The organism is Brevibacterium otitidis, assembly GCF_042429315.1.
GTDB classification, from domain to species: Bacteria; Actinomycetota; Actinomycetes; order Actinomycetales; family Brevibacteriaceae; genus Brevibacterium; species Brevibacterium otitidis.
Window position 1 is genome coordinate 26,595 of the sequence record NZ_JBHMAU010000073.1, and the last position, 16,305, is coordinate 42,899.

Here is a 16,305-nt window from a genome sequence, read left to right on the forward strand (position 1 = left end):
TGAACAGACCTGATCCAGTCTAGACGAGGCACTGCCTGCGAACCACTCAGGAACCGGCTCGCCGCAGCCGGATTCCGGCTGGCCGCGTGCGGTTTCGCCGAGGACGAAACCGGTGTGTCAGCCGCGCGCGCTTGGAACATTTCACCAGCTTGTGCCGTTAGCCTGACAGGAATACCACTGCCCGCTCCGAACCAGGGGGTCACCATGAGCGATGAGAACGACCGCGAACAACAGCCTGACGATCAGAGTCCTTTCGGCAATATGTTCGGCATGTTCTTCGGCCCCGGCGGCGGTGCGGGCTTCGGCGGTCCCGGCGATGGCTCCGGTCAGCAGGGCATGCCGAGCGGCTTCCCATTCGATCCGGCGATGCTCGGCGGGATCATGCAGCAGCTGCAGGAGATGATGAGCGGCGCAGGCGCGCAGAAGGCTGCGGTGCAGGCTGCTGAGCAGTCGGTGCCGACCCCGGATCCGGCTGCCAGCGAGGAGACGCTGGCGACGATCCGCGACGCTTTCCGGATCGCGGAGCTGTGGCTGGGGCAGGTCACCGATCAGCCGACGAGCCTCGGCGATGCGCAGGCGCTGACCCGCAGGGAGTGGGTGCAGCAGTCGCTGCAGGGCTGGGAGAGGTTCCTGTCGCCGGTGCAGACGAATATGACGCAGGCGCTCACCGGCACGATCGCCGAGCAGGCGCCTGAAGAGCTCAAGCCGATGCTGGCGGGGGCCTCGCAGATGTTCGGCTCGATGGCCGGTTCGATGTTCGGCGTGCAGCTGGGCGAGGCGCTCGGCGGGCTCTCCGGCGAGGTGCTGACCTCCACTGATATCGGGCTGCCGCTGGTGAGCGGTGACCGCCCGGTGCTCGTCAACGCCAATGTCGTCGGCGCGGCTGCTGAGCTCGATGTCGATCCCAAGGAGCTGCGCATCTACCTGGCGGTGCGCGAGCTGGCACATCTGTGGCTGTTCAAGCGCGCCCCGTGGCTGGCCGGTCACGTCGAGACCGCGCTGGCGAAGTACGCCTCCGGCATCGAAGTCGATATGGACCGCATCGAAGGCCTGGCCGCGCAGATCGATCCGAGCAACCTCGAACAGGTCAGCCAAGAAGTCCGGGAGGGTCTGTTCAATCCGCAGCAGACGCCGCAGCAGGCGCAGGCGCTCGAGCAGGTGCAGAATCTGCTCTCCGTCATCGCCGGCTGGGCTGATGTCGTCACCTATGCCGCCTGCGAGGCGCTCACCGGTCGCGATGCGATCCGTGAGGCGCTGCACCGCCGGCTGGCGACCCAGAGCTCAGCTGATCGCCGCTTCGCCGAGCTCGTCGGCCTGGAGCTGGTGCCCACCCGCCTGCGCGATGCGGTGGCGCTGTTCGGCTACCTTGAGCAGTCGCAGGGCGCTGAGGCCCGTGACCATGTCTTCACCCATCCGGATCTGCTGCCGACGACGAAGGATCTCGATGATCCGCTCGGTTACCGTGAGCGCCGCCAGGAGGCCTGGTCGAGTGAATCGGCGATCGATGAGGCGCTGGAGAAGATCCTGAGCGAAGGCGCCGGCAGCGATGCGGGCGGCAGTGGCGATGCGGACTCCGGTGCGCGCGAGGCGGATTCCGGTGCGGGTGAGGCTTCCGCCTCCGGCAACGACACAGACTCCGACACTGACTCCGATTCCGGCTCTGGTGACGAATCCGATTCCGGCGATGCACGCTGAGCGCGAGCTCACGCGCTTCGCTGCTGAGCTCAGCAGCGCCGGCCAGGCCCCGCAGGCAGAGTTCCTCCTCGCTGCGGGGCCTGCCGCTTTGTCCAAGGCCGACAGCGGCGAGCATTTCACCGCCAGCTGCATCGTCTTCGACCTGGCAGCAGACGGCGGGCAGGTGCTGCTGCAGCGGCACCGGAAGACCGGCCGGTGGATGCAGTTCGGCGGCCATATCGAACCGGCAGACGCATCGTTCGCTGCTGCCGCGGCCCGGGAGCTGTCCGAGGAGGCCGGGCTGACAGGCTGGCGCTGGTTCTCCCCCGCCCCTGTCGAGGTGAGCGAGTATGTGCTCTCAGCCGCCCACGGCAGCTGCACACGTCATCGGGATGTGCTCTTCGCCGCCGATGTGCCCAGTGATGCCGTGACCCGCAGATCCGCCGAGTCCCATGCTCTGGGCTGGTTCAGCCTCACCGAGCTGCCGGAGGACCTCATGCCGGACCTGACCGACCGCCTGCACACACTGTGGGAGGCCGCCCGAACCGCTGCCGCCAGCTGAGCGCACGGGCGCGGCAGCGCCCCAGCGGCACCAGCAGGAATGCCCGCACCTCGCCGGTCAGCCTGCGAACCGTAGGTTAGTCCTATCCGCCTGATTGCGAGGCTGCGGCCTCCCCGTGACTGAAGCCGGCGAGGAAGATGTCGGCATCCGCAGTGCGCTCATAGCGTGCCGCCAGCGCGTGGAAGTCCGGCGAGTGATTGGGTTCGCGCAGGTGTGCCAGCTCGTGGACGAGCACAGCATCGAGCACCCAGTCCGGGACGCCGCGCAGCCTGTCGGAGATGCGGATCTGACCCGTCGCCGAGGTGGTCGAGCCGAAGCGCGTGCGCTGGTTGCCGACCCAGCGCACGGAGCTCGGGTGGATCCCATCGTCGAACAGCCGCCTGTTCAGCTCAGCAGCACGAGCTTCAAGCTCAGCGTCCCCGGGCGCCGAGGATGCTGCTCGACGCTCCAGACGCGCGATGAGGCGAGCAATGGTGCCGAGGTTGCGCTCCAGGTCGAAGCGGGCCGGAACTGCCAGCTGGTAGCCCAGCGGAGTCTTCGTCGCCGAGATCGTCTTCCGGCGCCTGGCAGAGCGGCGCAGCGTGATGCTGCCGTCGTCGATCCCTGCACGCACATCCGCGACGTCCACGTCATCTCCTCTTCTCATCGGCCCTATCTGCAGCCACACAGCCAGCGCGCCAGCCGACCGCCCCGACCGCTCGTTCTTCCGCCGCTCATCTTCGCACGTGCCACTGACACCGGCTGCTGAGCACCTCTGCTCCCCCGACAGCACAGCGTGACGCAGCCCACCCGACAGCCGCCCATCTTCCACATGTGACCAGATTCTCCAAGCCGCCACGCCGTTGGAAGCACCAGGAGAAAATCTTTCTTGGATTTTCTCTGTGTCCACACCTGCTGATACGACGATTGCTCATGTCAGAGGCGGCATAGCGGGATCGTGCGGAAGAGAATCCACCTGAGCATGCACACCGTTATCCACGTATTCGGAACCAGTATGCGGCGTTTTCCACACCTCATGCACAGGGGCTGGGCCGCACTCTGTTGACGTGGGCGCGGCGGGCAACATAGTTTGAGGAGTCAGACCCTCGGAAAACCCGAGATTCGTGGGCTGGGGGAAGGTTCACGAACCTCGCGAGCGGCTGAGGGCGTCGACCGGGCGAACAGCTCCGGCAGCGTGTGCATGACACCGCATGTCAGGGGTGCGTTCGCCCGGTCTCTTTTGTCCCTCTGCTGTCGCCGCACAGCTCTCATCACGCCCCGCGCAGCCGTGCCGCGCGGCTGCGGCGGAAGCCCGCCAGCAGGCTGTCGGCCCGGAGTTTTCCACACTTTCCACCCAGGTCTGTCTTCGGTGCTCTCAGGCGGACTACGATGCCGGTGAACAAGGGGGGTTCACGGCAATGAGATATCAGCTCTACCGGTCGGTTCCGGTGGTCTGGCGCAGCGGCACATGTGTGCAGTTCGGCATCGACGACCCGGTGCTCATCGACGGGCTCACCGCGGCAGATGCGGAGCTCATCAGCGCCGTCCGGATGGGCATCGGGGCCGGTGACTTCGACGCCCGTGCCGCGCAGCTCAACGTCAGTCCGGCCCGAGCTGCGTCACTGCTGTCGCTGCTCGATGAAGCAGGCGCCCTCATCCCTGCTGAGCACGCCGCTGCCCGCGCCGGCACGGCCGGGCATATCGACGCCTATGCCGCCGGCTGCCGCCTCGAGCCCAGCACGGCCGCCGGTCAGCTGACCGCACCCCATGTGCTGGTGCTCGGACCGCTGCGCCGCGGCCTCTACGCCCAGCTCGTGTCGGCTGGTATGCGGGTGGAGATCATCGAACGCGCTGAGGACGCTCTCACCGTCGCCCGTCCGCTCGTCGTCATGACCGGCGTGTGGGTCGAAGACGCCGTCGGAGCCGGGTTCCTGCACGACCACGAGATCGAACACTGCCATCTCACCATCGGCCAGCAGCAGGCACGGCTGTCCCACATCGTCCGTGCGCAGCAGAGCCCGTGCACCGCGTGCGCGTTCGGTTTCCGCAGCGATGAGGATGAGAACTGGTTCGCCGCCTGGCAGGGGCTGTGGCAGCAGACACCGGCAGCCGGGCAGGTCGATCCCGTGCTGTGTGCGCTGTCCTTCGCCCAGACGGCTGCCCAGCTGCGCGATCACATCCTCGGACGCAGCGATATGGTCACCGACCTCGTCTTCTCCCTCACCGGCGCGGTGGAGGAGCGCACACCGCAGTTCCATCCCAGCTGCAGCTGTCAGGCTTCGGTGCCGCAGATGCTCAGCAGCGTGTGATGAGCAGCTTCTGCGGTTCATTCAGCACTGCGATTCACGCAGCACCGCGGTTCACAGGCTGCTGCGGTTCAGCGGCCGTTCTGATGCTGGTGGACGACGCTGATGATCGCCTCGCCGAACTGCTCCTGCTTCACCGCACCGATTCCCGGCACCCGAGCCAGTGCCTCTCGGTCACGGGGTGCGACCTCGGCGAGCATATTGAGCGTCGCATTCGTCAACACCATATAGGCAGGTATCCGGTTCTCCTCCGAGGTCTGCTTGCGCCAGGCCCGCAGTGCCTCCAGCAGCTGCGGGTCGATCTCTCCGGGGCAGTCGCCGCAGCGCCCGATCCGGCGTTCGACGACATTGACGAGGACCTTCTGGCACTTCTGGCACAGCACCGTATCGCGCCCGTGTGCGCTGCCGGCTGCCCTGCTGCGCCGCGCTGTCTGCGGCCGCTGCACGCGTTCGCCGCGCAGTTCGGCTAGGAACCGCGAGGGCCGCCGGCTGCCAGCGCGGCCGGCGTGACGGGCCTTCGACCAGCTGAGCCGCAGCTGCTTGCGGGCACGGGTGACAGCGACATAGAGCAGCCGCCGCTCCTCGGCGATCTCTGCCGGTTCGGTGGCGTAGCTGATGGGCATGAGTCCTTCGCTCAGACCCACGACATGCACGCTGTCCCATTCCAGGCCCTTGGCAGCGTGGACGGAAGCCAGTGTGACGCCGTTGATCGGCGGGGCGAACTGGTGCTCCTGCCGGTCGGCGAGTTCGGCGACGAACCGCTCCAAGGGAACCGGCACCTCGGACTCGGCCTGCATCGTCTCGGCCAGATCGACGAGCGCCCGCAGCGATTCCCACTTCTCACGCGCAGCGCCCACCCGGGCGTCATCCGTTGCCGACCAGCCGGTGTTCTCCAGCACCTCGCGCACCACGTCGTGCAGGGGCGCGATCCCATGGGTGCGGGTCGCGGCGTTGAGCATCACGAGCGCCTGCTTGACCTCGGGCCGAGCGAAGAACCGTTCGCCGCCGCGCAGCACATAGCTGATGCCGCGCGCCGAAAGCGCCTCTTCATAGGCCTGGCTCTGCCCGTTGGTGCGGAACAGCACCGCAATGTCCTGCGCGGCCCGCCCGGCTGCCAGCTCCGCGGCGATCGCCTCGGCGACGGCGGCGGCCTCTGCCTGGTCGTCGCTGTACTCGAAGTACTGCACCGGCCCGGACCGCGGATGCGTCGGCTGTAGCACGAGCGCTCCCCTGCCGGTGTGAGCCAGCAGCCGGTTGGCGGTTTCGACGATATCGGTGCTGGAGCGGTAGTTGCGCACCAGCCGCACGGTCGTGGCGTTGGGCAGGTCGCGGCGCAGGCCCAGCAGGAACGAGTCCGTCGCCCCAGCGAAGGTGTAGATCGTCTGCGCGGGGTCGCCGACGACGCACAGGTTCTCCCGCCTGCCCAGCCAGCGGCGCAGCAGATCGTACTGCAGCGGGGAGACGTCCTGGAACTCATCGACGACGAAGCTGGTGTACTGGGAGTGGACCTTGGCGAGGATGTCCTCGCGGGTGCCAAGCACCCCATTGAGGACGAGCAGCACGTCCTCGAAGTCGATGAGACGGCGGCGGGATTTCAGCTCCGAGTAGGCGAGCATGATCCGCTCCATCCCGCCGATGTCGATGCCCTCAGGCAGCTCACGATTCTCCGCAGCCTGCAGATACTCTTCGACGCCGAGCAGTGACACAGCAGCGTATTCGATCTCGGCGGCGACATCGCGGACGACTTCGCGTTCGGGTTCGTAGCCGAGGCCGGCCAGCGTCTGCGAGAGCACTCCGGCTTTGTGCGCCAGCACCTCGGGGAACGGGCCCTCGGCGAAGGCCGACCAGAAGAACCGCAGCTGCCGCAGCGCCGCGGAGTGGAAGGTGCGCGCCTGCACGCTCGGCACACCGAGGCCGCGCAGCCGCGAACGCATCTCGCCGGCGGCCTTGGACGTGAAGGTCAGGGCGAGCACCTCGGTGGGCCGGAACTGGCCGCTGTGCACGCCATAGGCGATCCGGTGCGTCATCGCCCGGGTCTTGCCGGTGCCGGCACCGGCGAGCACGACGAGCGGACCGTCGAAGTGCTCGGCCACCTGCCGCTGCTCGGGATCGAGCGCGTCGAGGAGTCGTTCTGCCGCGCCCGAGGCGCCAGGACCGCTGGCAGCGTTCGGCTGCGGTTGGCCGTGTGGAGGGTTGGGGGCTGGGGTCATGCGTTGTGCAGCCATGCAGAGATGAGCTGCCCGGCGATCGACACGCTGCCCGGCGTCGAGATCGCGCCGCTGGCGGACTGCTCGCGCAGCTCTTCGCGGGTGAACCAGCGCAGCATCGAGATCTCGACCATATCGGCTTGGAAGTCCAGTGTCTCGGCTTCGGCGCTGAACCCGAGCATGAGCGAAGCAGGGAACGGCCACGGCTGCGACCCCAGATAGCGGGGGTTGCGGCACGGGACCCGCGCCTCTTCCCACACCTCGCGCAGCACGGCGTTCTCCAGGGTCTCTCCGGGCTCGACGAATCCGGCGAGCACCGAATAGCGGTCTGCCGGCCAGGCGGCGTTGCTGCCGAGCAGGATCCGCTCGGTGCCGTCATCATCGGTGTGCACCACGGCCATGATGACCGCCGGGTCGGTGCGCGGGAAGTGTTCGCTGCCGGCTTCCGAATCGCGGCGCACCCAGCCGCCGCGCATCGGCACTGTCGGTGCGCCGTTGCGTGGGGAATGGGTGTGCGTCCGGTGCCAGTTGCCGACGGCGACGAGTTCACAGGCCAGGCCGACATCGCGGTCGCTGAGGGCCTCTGCGATCTCGCGCAGCGACAGCCAGGTGGGCTCGGCTGCTTGGATGCCGCTGGACGGAGCGTCGAAGAAGTCGACGGCGTCGCGGTCGCGCTGGGCGGCCAGCGACGCATCGACTGCCGCCCGGCCGTCATCGCTGAGGTCGATGCCGATCCAATGCGTATCGGTGTCGTCGACGCCCAGATAGATCTGTGTGGAGTCGTGCGGCACCTGTTGCTCGGCAACCGGCAGCAGTCCGCCGGAGGCGACGAGCAGATAGCCGCGGTGGGCGAGGATCCCGTGCACACGCGGGCGCTGCCACAGCTCGGAGAGGTCACCGTCGGCCCCGCGTGCCATATCGTTGCGGTCGATCGCACTGCGGGCAAGGCTGGCCGGCTCGAGCATCGGGAGGGGCTCCATGTCTCCCACTGTAGCGAAGGCCGCGGACACCGCTTCGCACTCCGGCAGATGTGTGGACAGCACCGCAGGCGGCCACGGCGGATGCGGATCCTCCGAGTGTAGATCCACCATCGGGCTGGCCTCGGCAGGTAGATTGGTGCACGTGGACACCATGGGACTGAGGCTTGCAGCAATCGCCGCCGGAGAGATCACCGGTTTCGAACCGACGCTGTGGACACAGCTGTCCGATTCACGTGGATCGCGGGTGCTGCTCAGCTCGGAGGATCGGTCGCTGGTCGTCAGCCTCATCCCCGAGACCGAGGTGCCGGCTGCCCAGACCGAGGCTGTCGCCGGTGCCGTGCTGCGCAGCCTGCTGCCGGATTCCCCGATCGGGTTCCCGCAGATCGTGGCGACGACGCCGGCCCCGGATGACCTCACCCAGGACGGCGTGCCCTATGAAGTCCAGATCTCCGATCCACTGCGCGGAACTCCGGCGACGCTTGCCGATTTCGAGGATTCCGCCGATGCGGTTGCCTCGCTGGCTGATTTCCTCGCTGACCTGCACAACAGCGATACCGGCGCCGTCGCGGATGCCGGTCTTGTCGTCCATGACTCTGCTGAGCTGCGCGAACAGCTGCTGGCAGATCTCGACCGCGCCGCTGGCACCGGGCTGGTGCCGACTGTGCTGCTGCAGCGGTGGGAGGACGCCTTGGAGAACGTCTCGACTTGGCGTTTCCTGCCGTGCCCGATCCATGCAGCGCTTGCGCCCGAGGCGATCCGCATTGATGCGGGCCAGGTCGCCTCTGTCAGTGACTTCTTCCGCTTCCGGGTCGGTGACCCTGCCGCTGATCTGGCTGCAGTGTCGACCTTCGTCTCCGGGGAGCAGTACGATGCCTTCCTCGCCCGCTACCGGCAGCAGCGCAAGATCAAGGATGCGGGTCTGCAGGCCCGGGCGGAGCTGCTGGCCGAGCTGGCGGTGCTCGACTGGCTGCTGCTCGCAGTCGACACGGAGGATGATGCGGCGAAGGCCGATGCGGTTGAGCTGCTGAGATCACTGGCTGATGTCGCCACGGCCGAGGTTCAGGAGCCGCGCCACGCCCAGCCCTTTGAGTTCACCGACCGGCAGCCGGCTGATGCCTCTGAGGCGGGGGCTGCCGATGAACCGGATGCTGCCGGCGAACCAGCAGAACCGACCGACGCAGCGGGTCCTGATGACGTACGTGCCGCTTCCGATGACGGTGCAGATGCTGACGATCCCAGCGAGGTCAGTGATGTGTCGGCTGAGGTTGCTGCTGCCGCGGCAGATGATGCGGATCCCGAGACAGACGTCGACGAGGCCGATCACACCGATGCTGTCTGGCAGCCGGCAGTGCGCCCGCACGTGCGGGGCGGCAGCCACGGCGACAACACTTTCCGGCCGGCGGCGGCACCGGCTCCCTTCGACGAGAGTGCAGCAGCCGACGCGCCCACACAGCGCATCATGGACTTCGACGATGACGACATCTCGAACTACGACACGGAGCGGATCAGCGGTCCAGACGCCGACGGACAGCAGAACTCCTGATCCTCAGAGGCAGGGCACCTGCCCCTCAGAGCTCGAGTCGCTCGACCAGCTCGGCTTCGCTCATGACATGCGGGACCGTCACTTCCCGGTCATCTCCGAGGAAGTAGAACCCGCACTCGATCTGCTCGGCATGGGCGAAAGCCGGCATCTTCTGCACGGCCAGCCGGTAGATCGCCAGCTGAATCGCCCGGTCGGCCAGTTCGGTCTCCGTTCGCGGTGACCGTCCGGTCTTCCAGTCCACGACGTAGTAGCCGCCGTCGATGGCGAAGATCGCATCGATCTTGCCCGGCACCGTCACGGTCTGTCCTTCGCTGCCGGTGAGCGTCAGCTCGAAGGACTGCTCGACGGCGACGGGGTCGAGTGTCGCGAATCGTGACTTCTCGAACCGGGCGCACAGCTCGTCCAACGTGGCGCGCAGATAGGCCGGAAGCGCAGCCATGTGCGGGTCGTCGTCGAGGTCTTTCAGGGCTGCCTGGCCGAAGTAGTTCTCGACCCAGGCGTGGAAGGCGGTGCCGAGCCCGGCCGCGTGGGAAGGTCCCTGCGGCATGGGGCGGCGCAGCTCCCGACGGTAGCCTTCCGGGTCCTCGGCCAGCTGCACGAGCCCGGTCGCTGAGAGCCGGCTGGGCAGTGCGAACTCATCTGCCGGCTGCTGGCGTTCGGCCTGCAGCTGCTGTGCCATGTGCGCCAGCGCTGCGATCTCTGCTGGTGCCCCGTCGCCGTCAGCGAGCTGTTTGAGCTTGGGGCCAGCGCGCAGCGCTGAGGCGAAGACCGCGGTGAGCTCTGCTCGGCGTGCGGCCTCATACTCATCGGCTGCCGGCGGCCACAGAGCATGGGTTCCCTGCTGCTCGGGCCGTTCGGTGTTCTCATCCCCGGGTGAGAGCACCTCATCGGGGTCGAGGCCGAGCACCTCGGCTGCCTCGCAGAGGAATGGGGAGAACTCATTGCGCTTCGTCCGGCTCGTGAACAGGCTGCCGCCGAGCCACAGATGCTGTTTGGCGCGCGTGACAGCGACGTAGCCGATGCGCCGCTCCTCCGTGTTGTGGTGCTCGGTGAGCTGTGCGCGCAGCTCGTTATCCTTATACGCTTTGATCTCGTCTTCGGTGCCGAACCTGGATTCTGTCAGGTCGAAGCGCGGAATGTGCTGGTTGTCTCCGCGCAGCGCGTACGGCAGCGCCCCACCGGAAAGCCACGCCGTGAAGCTGCGCAGCGTGGTGGGCATATCCCCTTCGGTCATGTGCGGGATGGCGACGATGTCGAAGCCCAGGCCTTTCGATCCGTGCACCGTCATGATCGTGATCGCCCCGGCCGCTGCCGGTTCCTCCGGCATGCCGAGCGATTTCTCCTCATCCATGATCGTCAGCCAGGTGAGGAACTCCTCCAGGGTGCCGGCCGGGTGCTGGGCTGCGAAATCTGCCGTGAACGAGATGAACGCATCGACGGATTTCTCATGATTGGCTCGTACGGCCGGCGGCAGTGACTCGATCTCGGTGTCGATGTCGAGTTCGACGATGGCAGCCCGGACGAGACCGGGCACGGTGACGGCCATGCGCCTGAGGTGGCGGAGGCTCTCGGCCAGCCGGATGAGCCTGCGCGTGGCTGTCTCAGACAGACCGGACGTGCGCCAGTCGACGACCACCGGCTGCCTCTCAGCGCGGTCGGGCTCGCGCAGGACCGGGCCGACGGCGATGAGGTCATCGAGCGCTTCGATGATGCCCACTGTCGGTACGCCGTGATCATCGGCGGCCTGCTCGTCATTGCTGTCTGGTCCCGTGCCACCTGCAGCGGAACCGCCGCCAGCGCCAGCAGCGGATGCGGATTCTGCTGCTGCCTGCTGGCTGGCTTTGAAGACCTGCTGCGCACGGTCGTTGCGGGCTGATGCGAACCGGTGCAGGGCTGCGATGTCAGCGGCGCCGAGGGCACAGCTGCGGCCGCTGATGAGCCGCATCACCTCGGTCCCGGCGTTCGGGTCGACGACCGCGTGCAGCGCAGCATGCAGATCGGCGACATAGGTGTCTTCGAGCAGCCCGTCGGCACCGGCGATGTGCACCTCGAACCCGGCGGTCTCCAGAGCACGGGCCGCTTCGGAGAGGAAGGAGCGTTTGCGGCACAGCACGGCACGCTGCGGCGGTTCCGTCCTGCCGCTGTCATGCCATGCAGCGGTCGCACTGTGCATGAACTCGACGAGCGCGGCCATCTGGTCGGTGCCGAACACAGGATCGGGTTCGCCGATCGTCGACACGATGTGGGTGTGCCCATCACCAGCACCGGGACGGTGGCGCAGCACGTCCTTCTCATCGTATTCGGGCAGTGCTTCGGAGATCTTGTTCGCAACGGCGAGGATGCTCTTGTCATTGCGCCAGCCGATGCTCAGAGTCCTGATGTGCGCATCCGCACTCTCCGGTTCTGCGCCGGGGCTGGCTGCGGGAAGCCGGCGCTGGAACTGGCGCGGGAATTCGCTGATGTTGCGGGCTGAGGCGCCGCGCCAGGCGTAGATCGACTGGCGGGGGTCGCCGACGGCCATGACGTTCTTGCCGTTGAACAGCAGCTGAAGCAGCTGAAATTGCGAGTCCGAGGTGTCCTGGTACTCATCGAGCATGATCGCATCCCAGCGGCTGCGTTCGATCGGCAGGACGCGACTGTCGGGACGGCTCATGATCTCGTAGGCGTACTTGACCTGGTCGGAGAACTCCATCGCCGATTCGCGGCGTTTGGCTTCGAGGAACCGCTCGGCGAGGACTGCGACCTTCCGCTTGGCCATGAGCTCCCCGAGCACGCTCGTGCTGCGCAGCGAGACGATGCGTTCGGCCAGCTGATCGCGCAGTTCACGGTCTCCGTGGCCGAGCCCGGCAAGGCCGACACCGGCCCGTTCGGCCAGCGCCCAGATCTCGGCGATCGCCGGTTCCTTCTCCTCCTTCGCCAGCATCTTCCCCCGCTTGATCGCAGCGCAGTACGCCGAGATCCCCGCTTCACCGAGCAGCCGGTCGATGCAGGCATCGAGGTAGTCGATCACCTCCTGCGGAGTCCTGAGATGCTCATTGATCTGGCCGGCCATCTCTCGTACGCGGCCGATGAGCGAGGAGCGGCTGACACCGGCCGGGATCTCATGGGATGCAGCGGCCAGGACGATCTCCTCTGCCAGGCGGATCGAACCGGCAGCATCGAGGACAGAGGAGTCGGATTCGATGCCGATCACCAGCCCGTAGTCGCTGACGAGCGACGCAGCATAGGAGTTGTACGTCGAGATCGTCGGCATCTCGAACTCCGCCAGCGTCGCGCCGTGTCCGCTGCCGGCACCACCAGCGGCAGCTGTGCGGGTGCGGCCCTCGCCGGCGCGGGTGGCACGGCGGAAGGTGCGTACGAACGCCCAGATCCGCTCCGTCAGCTCGCCGACGGCCTTGCGTGTGAAGGTCAGGCCGAGGATGCGCTGCGGGTCGGCATACCTGTTGGCGATGAGCCACAGCACCCGCAGCGCCAGCGTCTCCGTCTTTCCGGAACCGGCTCCGGCGATGATGACGGTGGGTTCGAGTTCGGCTTCGATGATCGCAGCCTGTTCCTCGGTCGGCGGATGCACGCCGACGATCTGAGCCAGTTCTGCGGCACTGTACTGCGCGGTCATCCGCGGCCCTCCTCTGAGTCGCTGTCCATCACGGCCGGGCAGGAGCTGCGCACACGGCAGTAGCGGCAGGCATCTGCCGATGGTGTGGCGGGAAAGTGCGCCGAGCGCATCTGCCGGGCCGTCTCATTCACCATCCGCGCAGCCCAGCTGAGCCCGTCGGGACTGTCGTCCTCAGTCTGCAGGGCTGGCTGTTCGCGCAGAGTGGGCTTCGTCTTGCGCAGGAACACCAGTTCTGCACCCGCGGGTGTGCCTGTCAGCTGCGTGCCGTCGGTGAGTTCGACGGCGCCGCTGGGGTGGGCCAGCGCCGCCTGGTAGGTGCCCAACTGCGCGTGTGTGGGCATCTCCTTCGTGCCTGTTGGGTTCTTGCCGGTCTTGAAGTCGATGACGTAGAGGCCGCGGCCGTCAGCGAGCTGTTCGATGCGGTCGAGGCGGCCGCGGATCTGCCACGGTCCGCCCTGTTCCGGATCGGTCTCGACGGCACTGATCGTGGCTTCGACGCCGACACGGGTGCTGGCTCCGCTGCGCCCCCGCAGATAGGTGCTGAGATTGCTCACCATGTTCGCGATCGCGGCGTACTCAGCTTCACGCTCCCATTCGGAGTCGAACTCCAACTCAGCGAACTTCTCCTCGAACGCCTGCTGCATCCCCAGCAGGTCGCCGTCGGGGAACTCCTCGGCCAGAGCGTGGATGAGCGTGCCGGTCGTCTGCGCCTGCGTGGCCGCCATCTCCCCGGAATGGCGGGAGAGGAACCACTGCAGTGGGCACGTCGCGAAGCTCTCCATCGCCGATGGGCTGAGCGTCACCATCTCATCGGCCTCACGGATCGGTGCTGAGGAGCTGCGCTCATACCAGCGCTGCCAGGCCGAGGTGTGAGCCTCACCGACCTGTGCCGCTGCCAGTGCGGCCAGCAGCTGCGCCCACTGCTCCCGTTCGTCGGGTGTGGTGGCGGTTTCGAAGCGGTTGCGGGCCAGGGCCGCGATCGAGCGAACGCTCAGCTGTTCGGCCGCCAGCTCCGGCGCCGCGGCGGCGAGCGCATCAGCTGCCTCAGCCGGCTCCTCGGCAGCGGCAGGATCCGTGTCGAGGCTGGTGTCCGGGCGCAACAGGGTGAAGAAGCCGCTGGGGGTCGATTCGCCGTCATCAAGTGCGGTGATGAGCAGATGCTTCCGTGCCCGCGACAGGGCTGCCAGCAGCAGGCGCGCCTCATCGCGGATGACGGTGCGGCGCCGCTGGGCGAACCGGGCCGCCTGTGCGGTGCGGCTGTCGGTCTCCGGGGCGTCGACCGGCAGATTGCCGTCGAGTGCATCGCAGAGGTCGGCGGTGTCGAAGATCGAGCCGCGGATCTTGGGGTTGGGCCACTGTCCGTCGTTGACGTCGGCGACGATGACGGCGGTGAAATCGCGGTGGGCCACACCGGCGGGTGAGTCGACGACGACCATATCGCCGTGGTGCTGGCGGGCGAGGGAGTCCTGAGCGAAGTCCTGTTCGAGGACCTTCATGGCGAAGCCGCGTGCCGGCATGGCGTCGCCGCCGCTGTAGCGTTCGGCCAGGGTCATGAGCCGGATGACGGCATCGAGCCTGTCGTTGAGCGGATGTGTCGGCTGCGCCGAGGCGCGCGGCTCCCACCGGCGAGCGACGTCGGACGTCTCCCACAGCTGCCACAGGGCGCTGTGCGGATCGGTGCCCTTCACCTCGGCTGCGGTGGCCAGCAGACGCTGGACCATGCCGAGTTCGCGCGGCAGCTCGGCGGCGCGGCGGGTGCGCAGGGCGGTCACGAGCGCGCCGTCGGCGCTGCCGGTCAGCACGGCCAGTTCGCGTTCGAGACCGCGCACCGCCAGGGCATCGGCGCCGCCGTAGACGCCGGTGAGGAGTTCGCGGGCGACAGCTTCGACTGCCTGGGCGTCGTCCTGGTCGAGGGCCAGCAGGCGCAGCAGCGGCGCCGTGGCCGGGTCTGCGGCCAGTGACATACCGCTGCCGGAGACGGGGATGCCGAGGTGTTCGAGCTCCTGCGCCAGGGCGGCTGCGGTCCCGGCGGTGCGGCACAGCACCGCGCACTCCGACCAGTCGAGCTGCGCGTCGTGGTGCCAGCGGCGCAGGGTGCGGGCGATGCCGCGGGTGCGCTCAGCGGCACTGGCATAGACGGCGAAATCCGCGGGACTGCCTTCACCTTCTGCCGGACTGTCCTCGTCGCCCACCGAGCTTTCCGCGTCGGCTGCCTGCGCTCCCCTGCCGGCGGGCAGGTGGCCATAGGCCTGCTCGGCTGAGAGGGCTCCGGCGAATCGGTGCCACAGCCCGGCGAGCGCGCCGGCGCCGCGGCAGGCGGGGTCGAGGGGGTCGAGGGTGAGCACGCACATGCCGCCCGGACCGGCGAGGCCGGTGTTCGCCTCCGTGTGCCGGGTCGCCTGTCGCAGCAGCAGACCGGTCGCTCCGCGGAAGGCCTGCGTGGTGGTGTCCGGTGATGCGGTCACGAGGATCCGGCAGCCGAGTGCCCGCAGCCCGGCCAGCACCTGCAGGGCGCCATCGGGAAGGTCCTGGGCGGCGTCGACGAGCACGAACCGCGGCACCCGCTGGCCTGTCTGCTCGGCAGCCGGCCGGGTCGCGACGGAGAAGTCCCACACGCGGCCGGCGCGCACCCCGCGGGAGTCCTGGTCGCGCAGGATCTGCTGCGCCTCGGTCAGCACGCTGGCGGTGTCGACACCGCCGAAGCCGGAGAAGGTGTTGAGGTCGAGGTATTCGGCCATGATGTGTCCGAGCACCGCCCATTCCTGCCGCCCGTGCGTCTGCGCGGCAGCCGTCACCTCAGCGGTGCTGAGGGTGCGGGCCATGACCTCGTTGAGGGCCTCACGCAGCTGGTCGCGGAACCCGCGGGTGGCCCGCACCTCGGCGCTCAGATGCTCCGGCCAGTCAGGCGCCGGTGCCCGGCCGAGCTCATAGCCGTCGAGCATCTCAGCGAGGAACACATCCTGCTCAGCGCCGGAGACGAAGGTCGACGCCCGGCCCAGCTGCGCGCCGTCTCTGGCACTCACGAGCCCGAAGGCGAAGGAGTGGATGCTGCGGGCGGCGGGTGCGGAGCGGATTCCGTCACGGCCGGTCCCGAGGCGGTCGCGCAGCTGGTTGGCGTGCTCCCGATTGGGGGTGATGACGAGGATGTCGTCAGCGCTGCTGTCCGGCAGGCCGAAAAGCTGCTCATACACCCGGCAGACCAGCGTCGTCTTACCGGTTCCCGGGGCGCCGATGACGGTGACATTGCAGCCGTCTGCGGCAGCGGACAGTTCGCTCACGCACCGGTCGACGGCAGCGCTCAGCGACACCTGCTGATGTGCTGCGGCAGCGGCGTGGATCGGTGTGCTCTCATCTCCTGTGGCGACCATGGTGTCATTGAAACACAGGGCACGGACATCGCCTCCGGACCGCTCTCTCGCCTCCGTGCCGGGTCCGTCC

9 protein-coding genes are annotated in these 16,305 nt (G+C 67.9%); 4 read left to right on the plus strand and 5 right to left on the minus strand.

The annotated features are described in order from the left end of the window. Positions 1-204 precede the first annotated feature (204 nt). On the plus strand, positions 205-1,695 hold the full coding sequence (locus tag ACFFN1_RS12525; RefSeq protein ID WP_376841116.1) for a zinc-dependent metalloprotease: 1,491 nt from the start codon (positions 205-207) through the stop codon (positions 1,693-1,695). Further along, on the plus strand, positions 1,664-2,236 hold the full coding sequence (locus ACFFN1_RS12530; RefSeq protein WP_376841117.1) for an NUDIX hydrolase: 573 nt from the start codon (positions 1,664-1,666) through the stop codon (positions 2,234-2,236). Before ACFFN1_RS12525 ends, ACFFN1_RS12530 begins: the two co-directional genes overlap by 32 nt. A gap of 82 nt (positions 2,237-2,318) precedes the next feature. On the opposite strand, the gene ACFFN1_RS12535 is transcribed toward ACFFN1_RS12530, so the two are convergent. Beyond that, positions 2,319-2,864 (minus strand): M48 metallopeptidase family protein, encoded by a 546-nt coding sequence (locus ACFFN1_RS12535; RefSeq protein ID WP_376841118.1) that lies wholly within the window; start codon positions 2,862-2,864, stop codon positions 2,319-2,321. A gap of 769 nt (positions 2,865-3,633) precedes the next feature. Here ACFFN1_RS12535 and ACFFN1_RS12540 point away from each other — a divergent pair. After that, positions 3,634-4,524 (plus strand): hypothetical protein, encoded by an 891-nt coding sequence (locus ACFFN1_RS12540; RefSeq protein WP_376841119.1) that lies wholly within the window; start codon positions 3,634-3,636, stop codon positions 4,522-4,524. A gap of 68 nt (positions 4,525-4,592) precedes the next feature. On the opposite strand, the gene ACFFN1_RS12545 is transcribed toward ACFFN1_RS12540, so the two are convergent. Further along, on the minus strand, positions 4,593-6,746 hold the full coding sequence (locus ACFFN1_RS12545; RefSeq protein WP_376841120.1) for an ATP-dependent DNA helicase UvrD2: 2,154 nt from the start codon (positions 6,744-6,746) through the stop codon (positions 4,593-4,595). Beyond that, positions 6,728-7,708, minus strand: coding sequence for an NAD(+) diphosphatase (gene nudC / locus ACFFN1_RS12550; RefSeq protein ID WP_376841121.1), 981 nt, complete (start codon positions 7,706-7,708; stop codon positions 6,728-6,730). Before nudC ends, ACFFN1_RS12545 begins: the two co-directional genes overlap by 19 nt. Before the next feature lie 142 nt (positions 7,709-7,850). Between nudC and ACFFN1_RS12555 the strand changes: the two genes are divergently transcribed. Continuing rightward, entirely contained in the window at positions 7,851-9,251 is a 1,401-nt protein-coding gene (locus ACFFN1_RS12555; protein WP_465251187.1) for a protein kinase family protein, read from the plus strand. A 25-nt stretch (positions 9,252-9,276) separates the two neighbouring features. On the opposite strand, the gene ACFFN1_RS12560 is transcribed toward ACFFN1_RS12555, so the two are convergent. Both ACFFN1_RS12560 and ACFFN1_RS12565 read right to left on the minus strand, forming a co-directional pair. Beyond that, positions 9,277-12,867, minus strand: a complete 3,591-nt coding sequence (locus ACFFN1_RS12560) for an ATP-dependent helicase (RefSeq protein WP_376841122.1) — start codon at positions 12,865-12,867, stop codon at positions 9,277-9,279. After that, complete coding sequence (locus ACFFN1_RS12565; protein WP_376841123.1) at positions 12,864-16,235, minus strand: PD-(D/E)XK nuclease family protein; 3,372 nt, start codon at positions 16,233-16,235, stop codon at positions 12,864-12,866. Before ACFFN1_RS12565 ends, ACFFN1_RS12560 begins: the two co-directional genes overlap by 4 nt. Positions 16,236-16,305 lie beyond the last annotated feature (70 nt).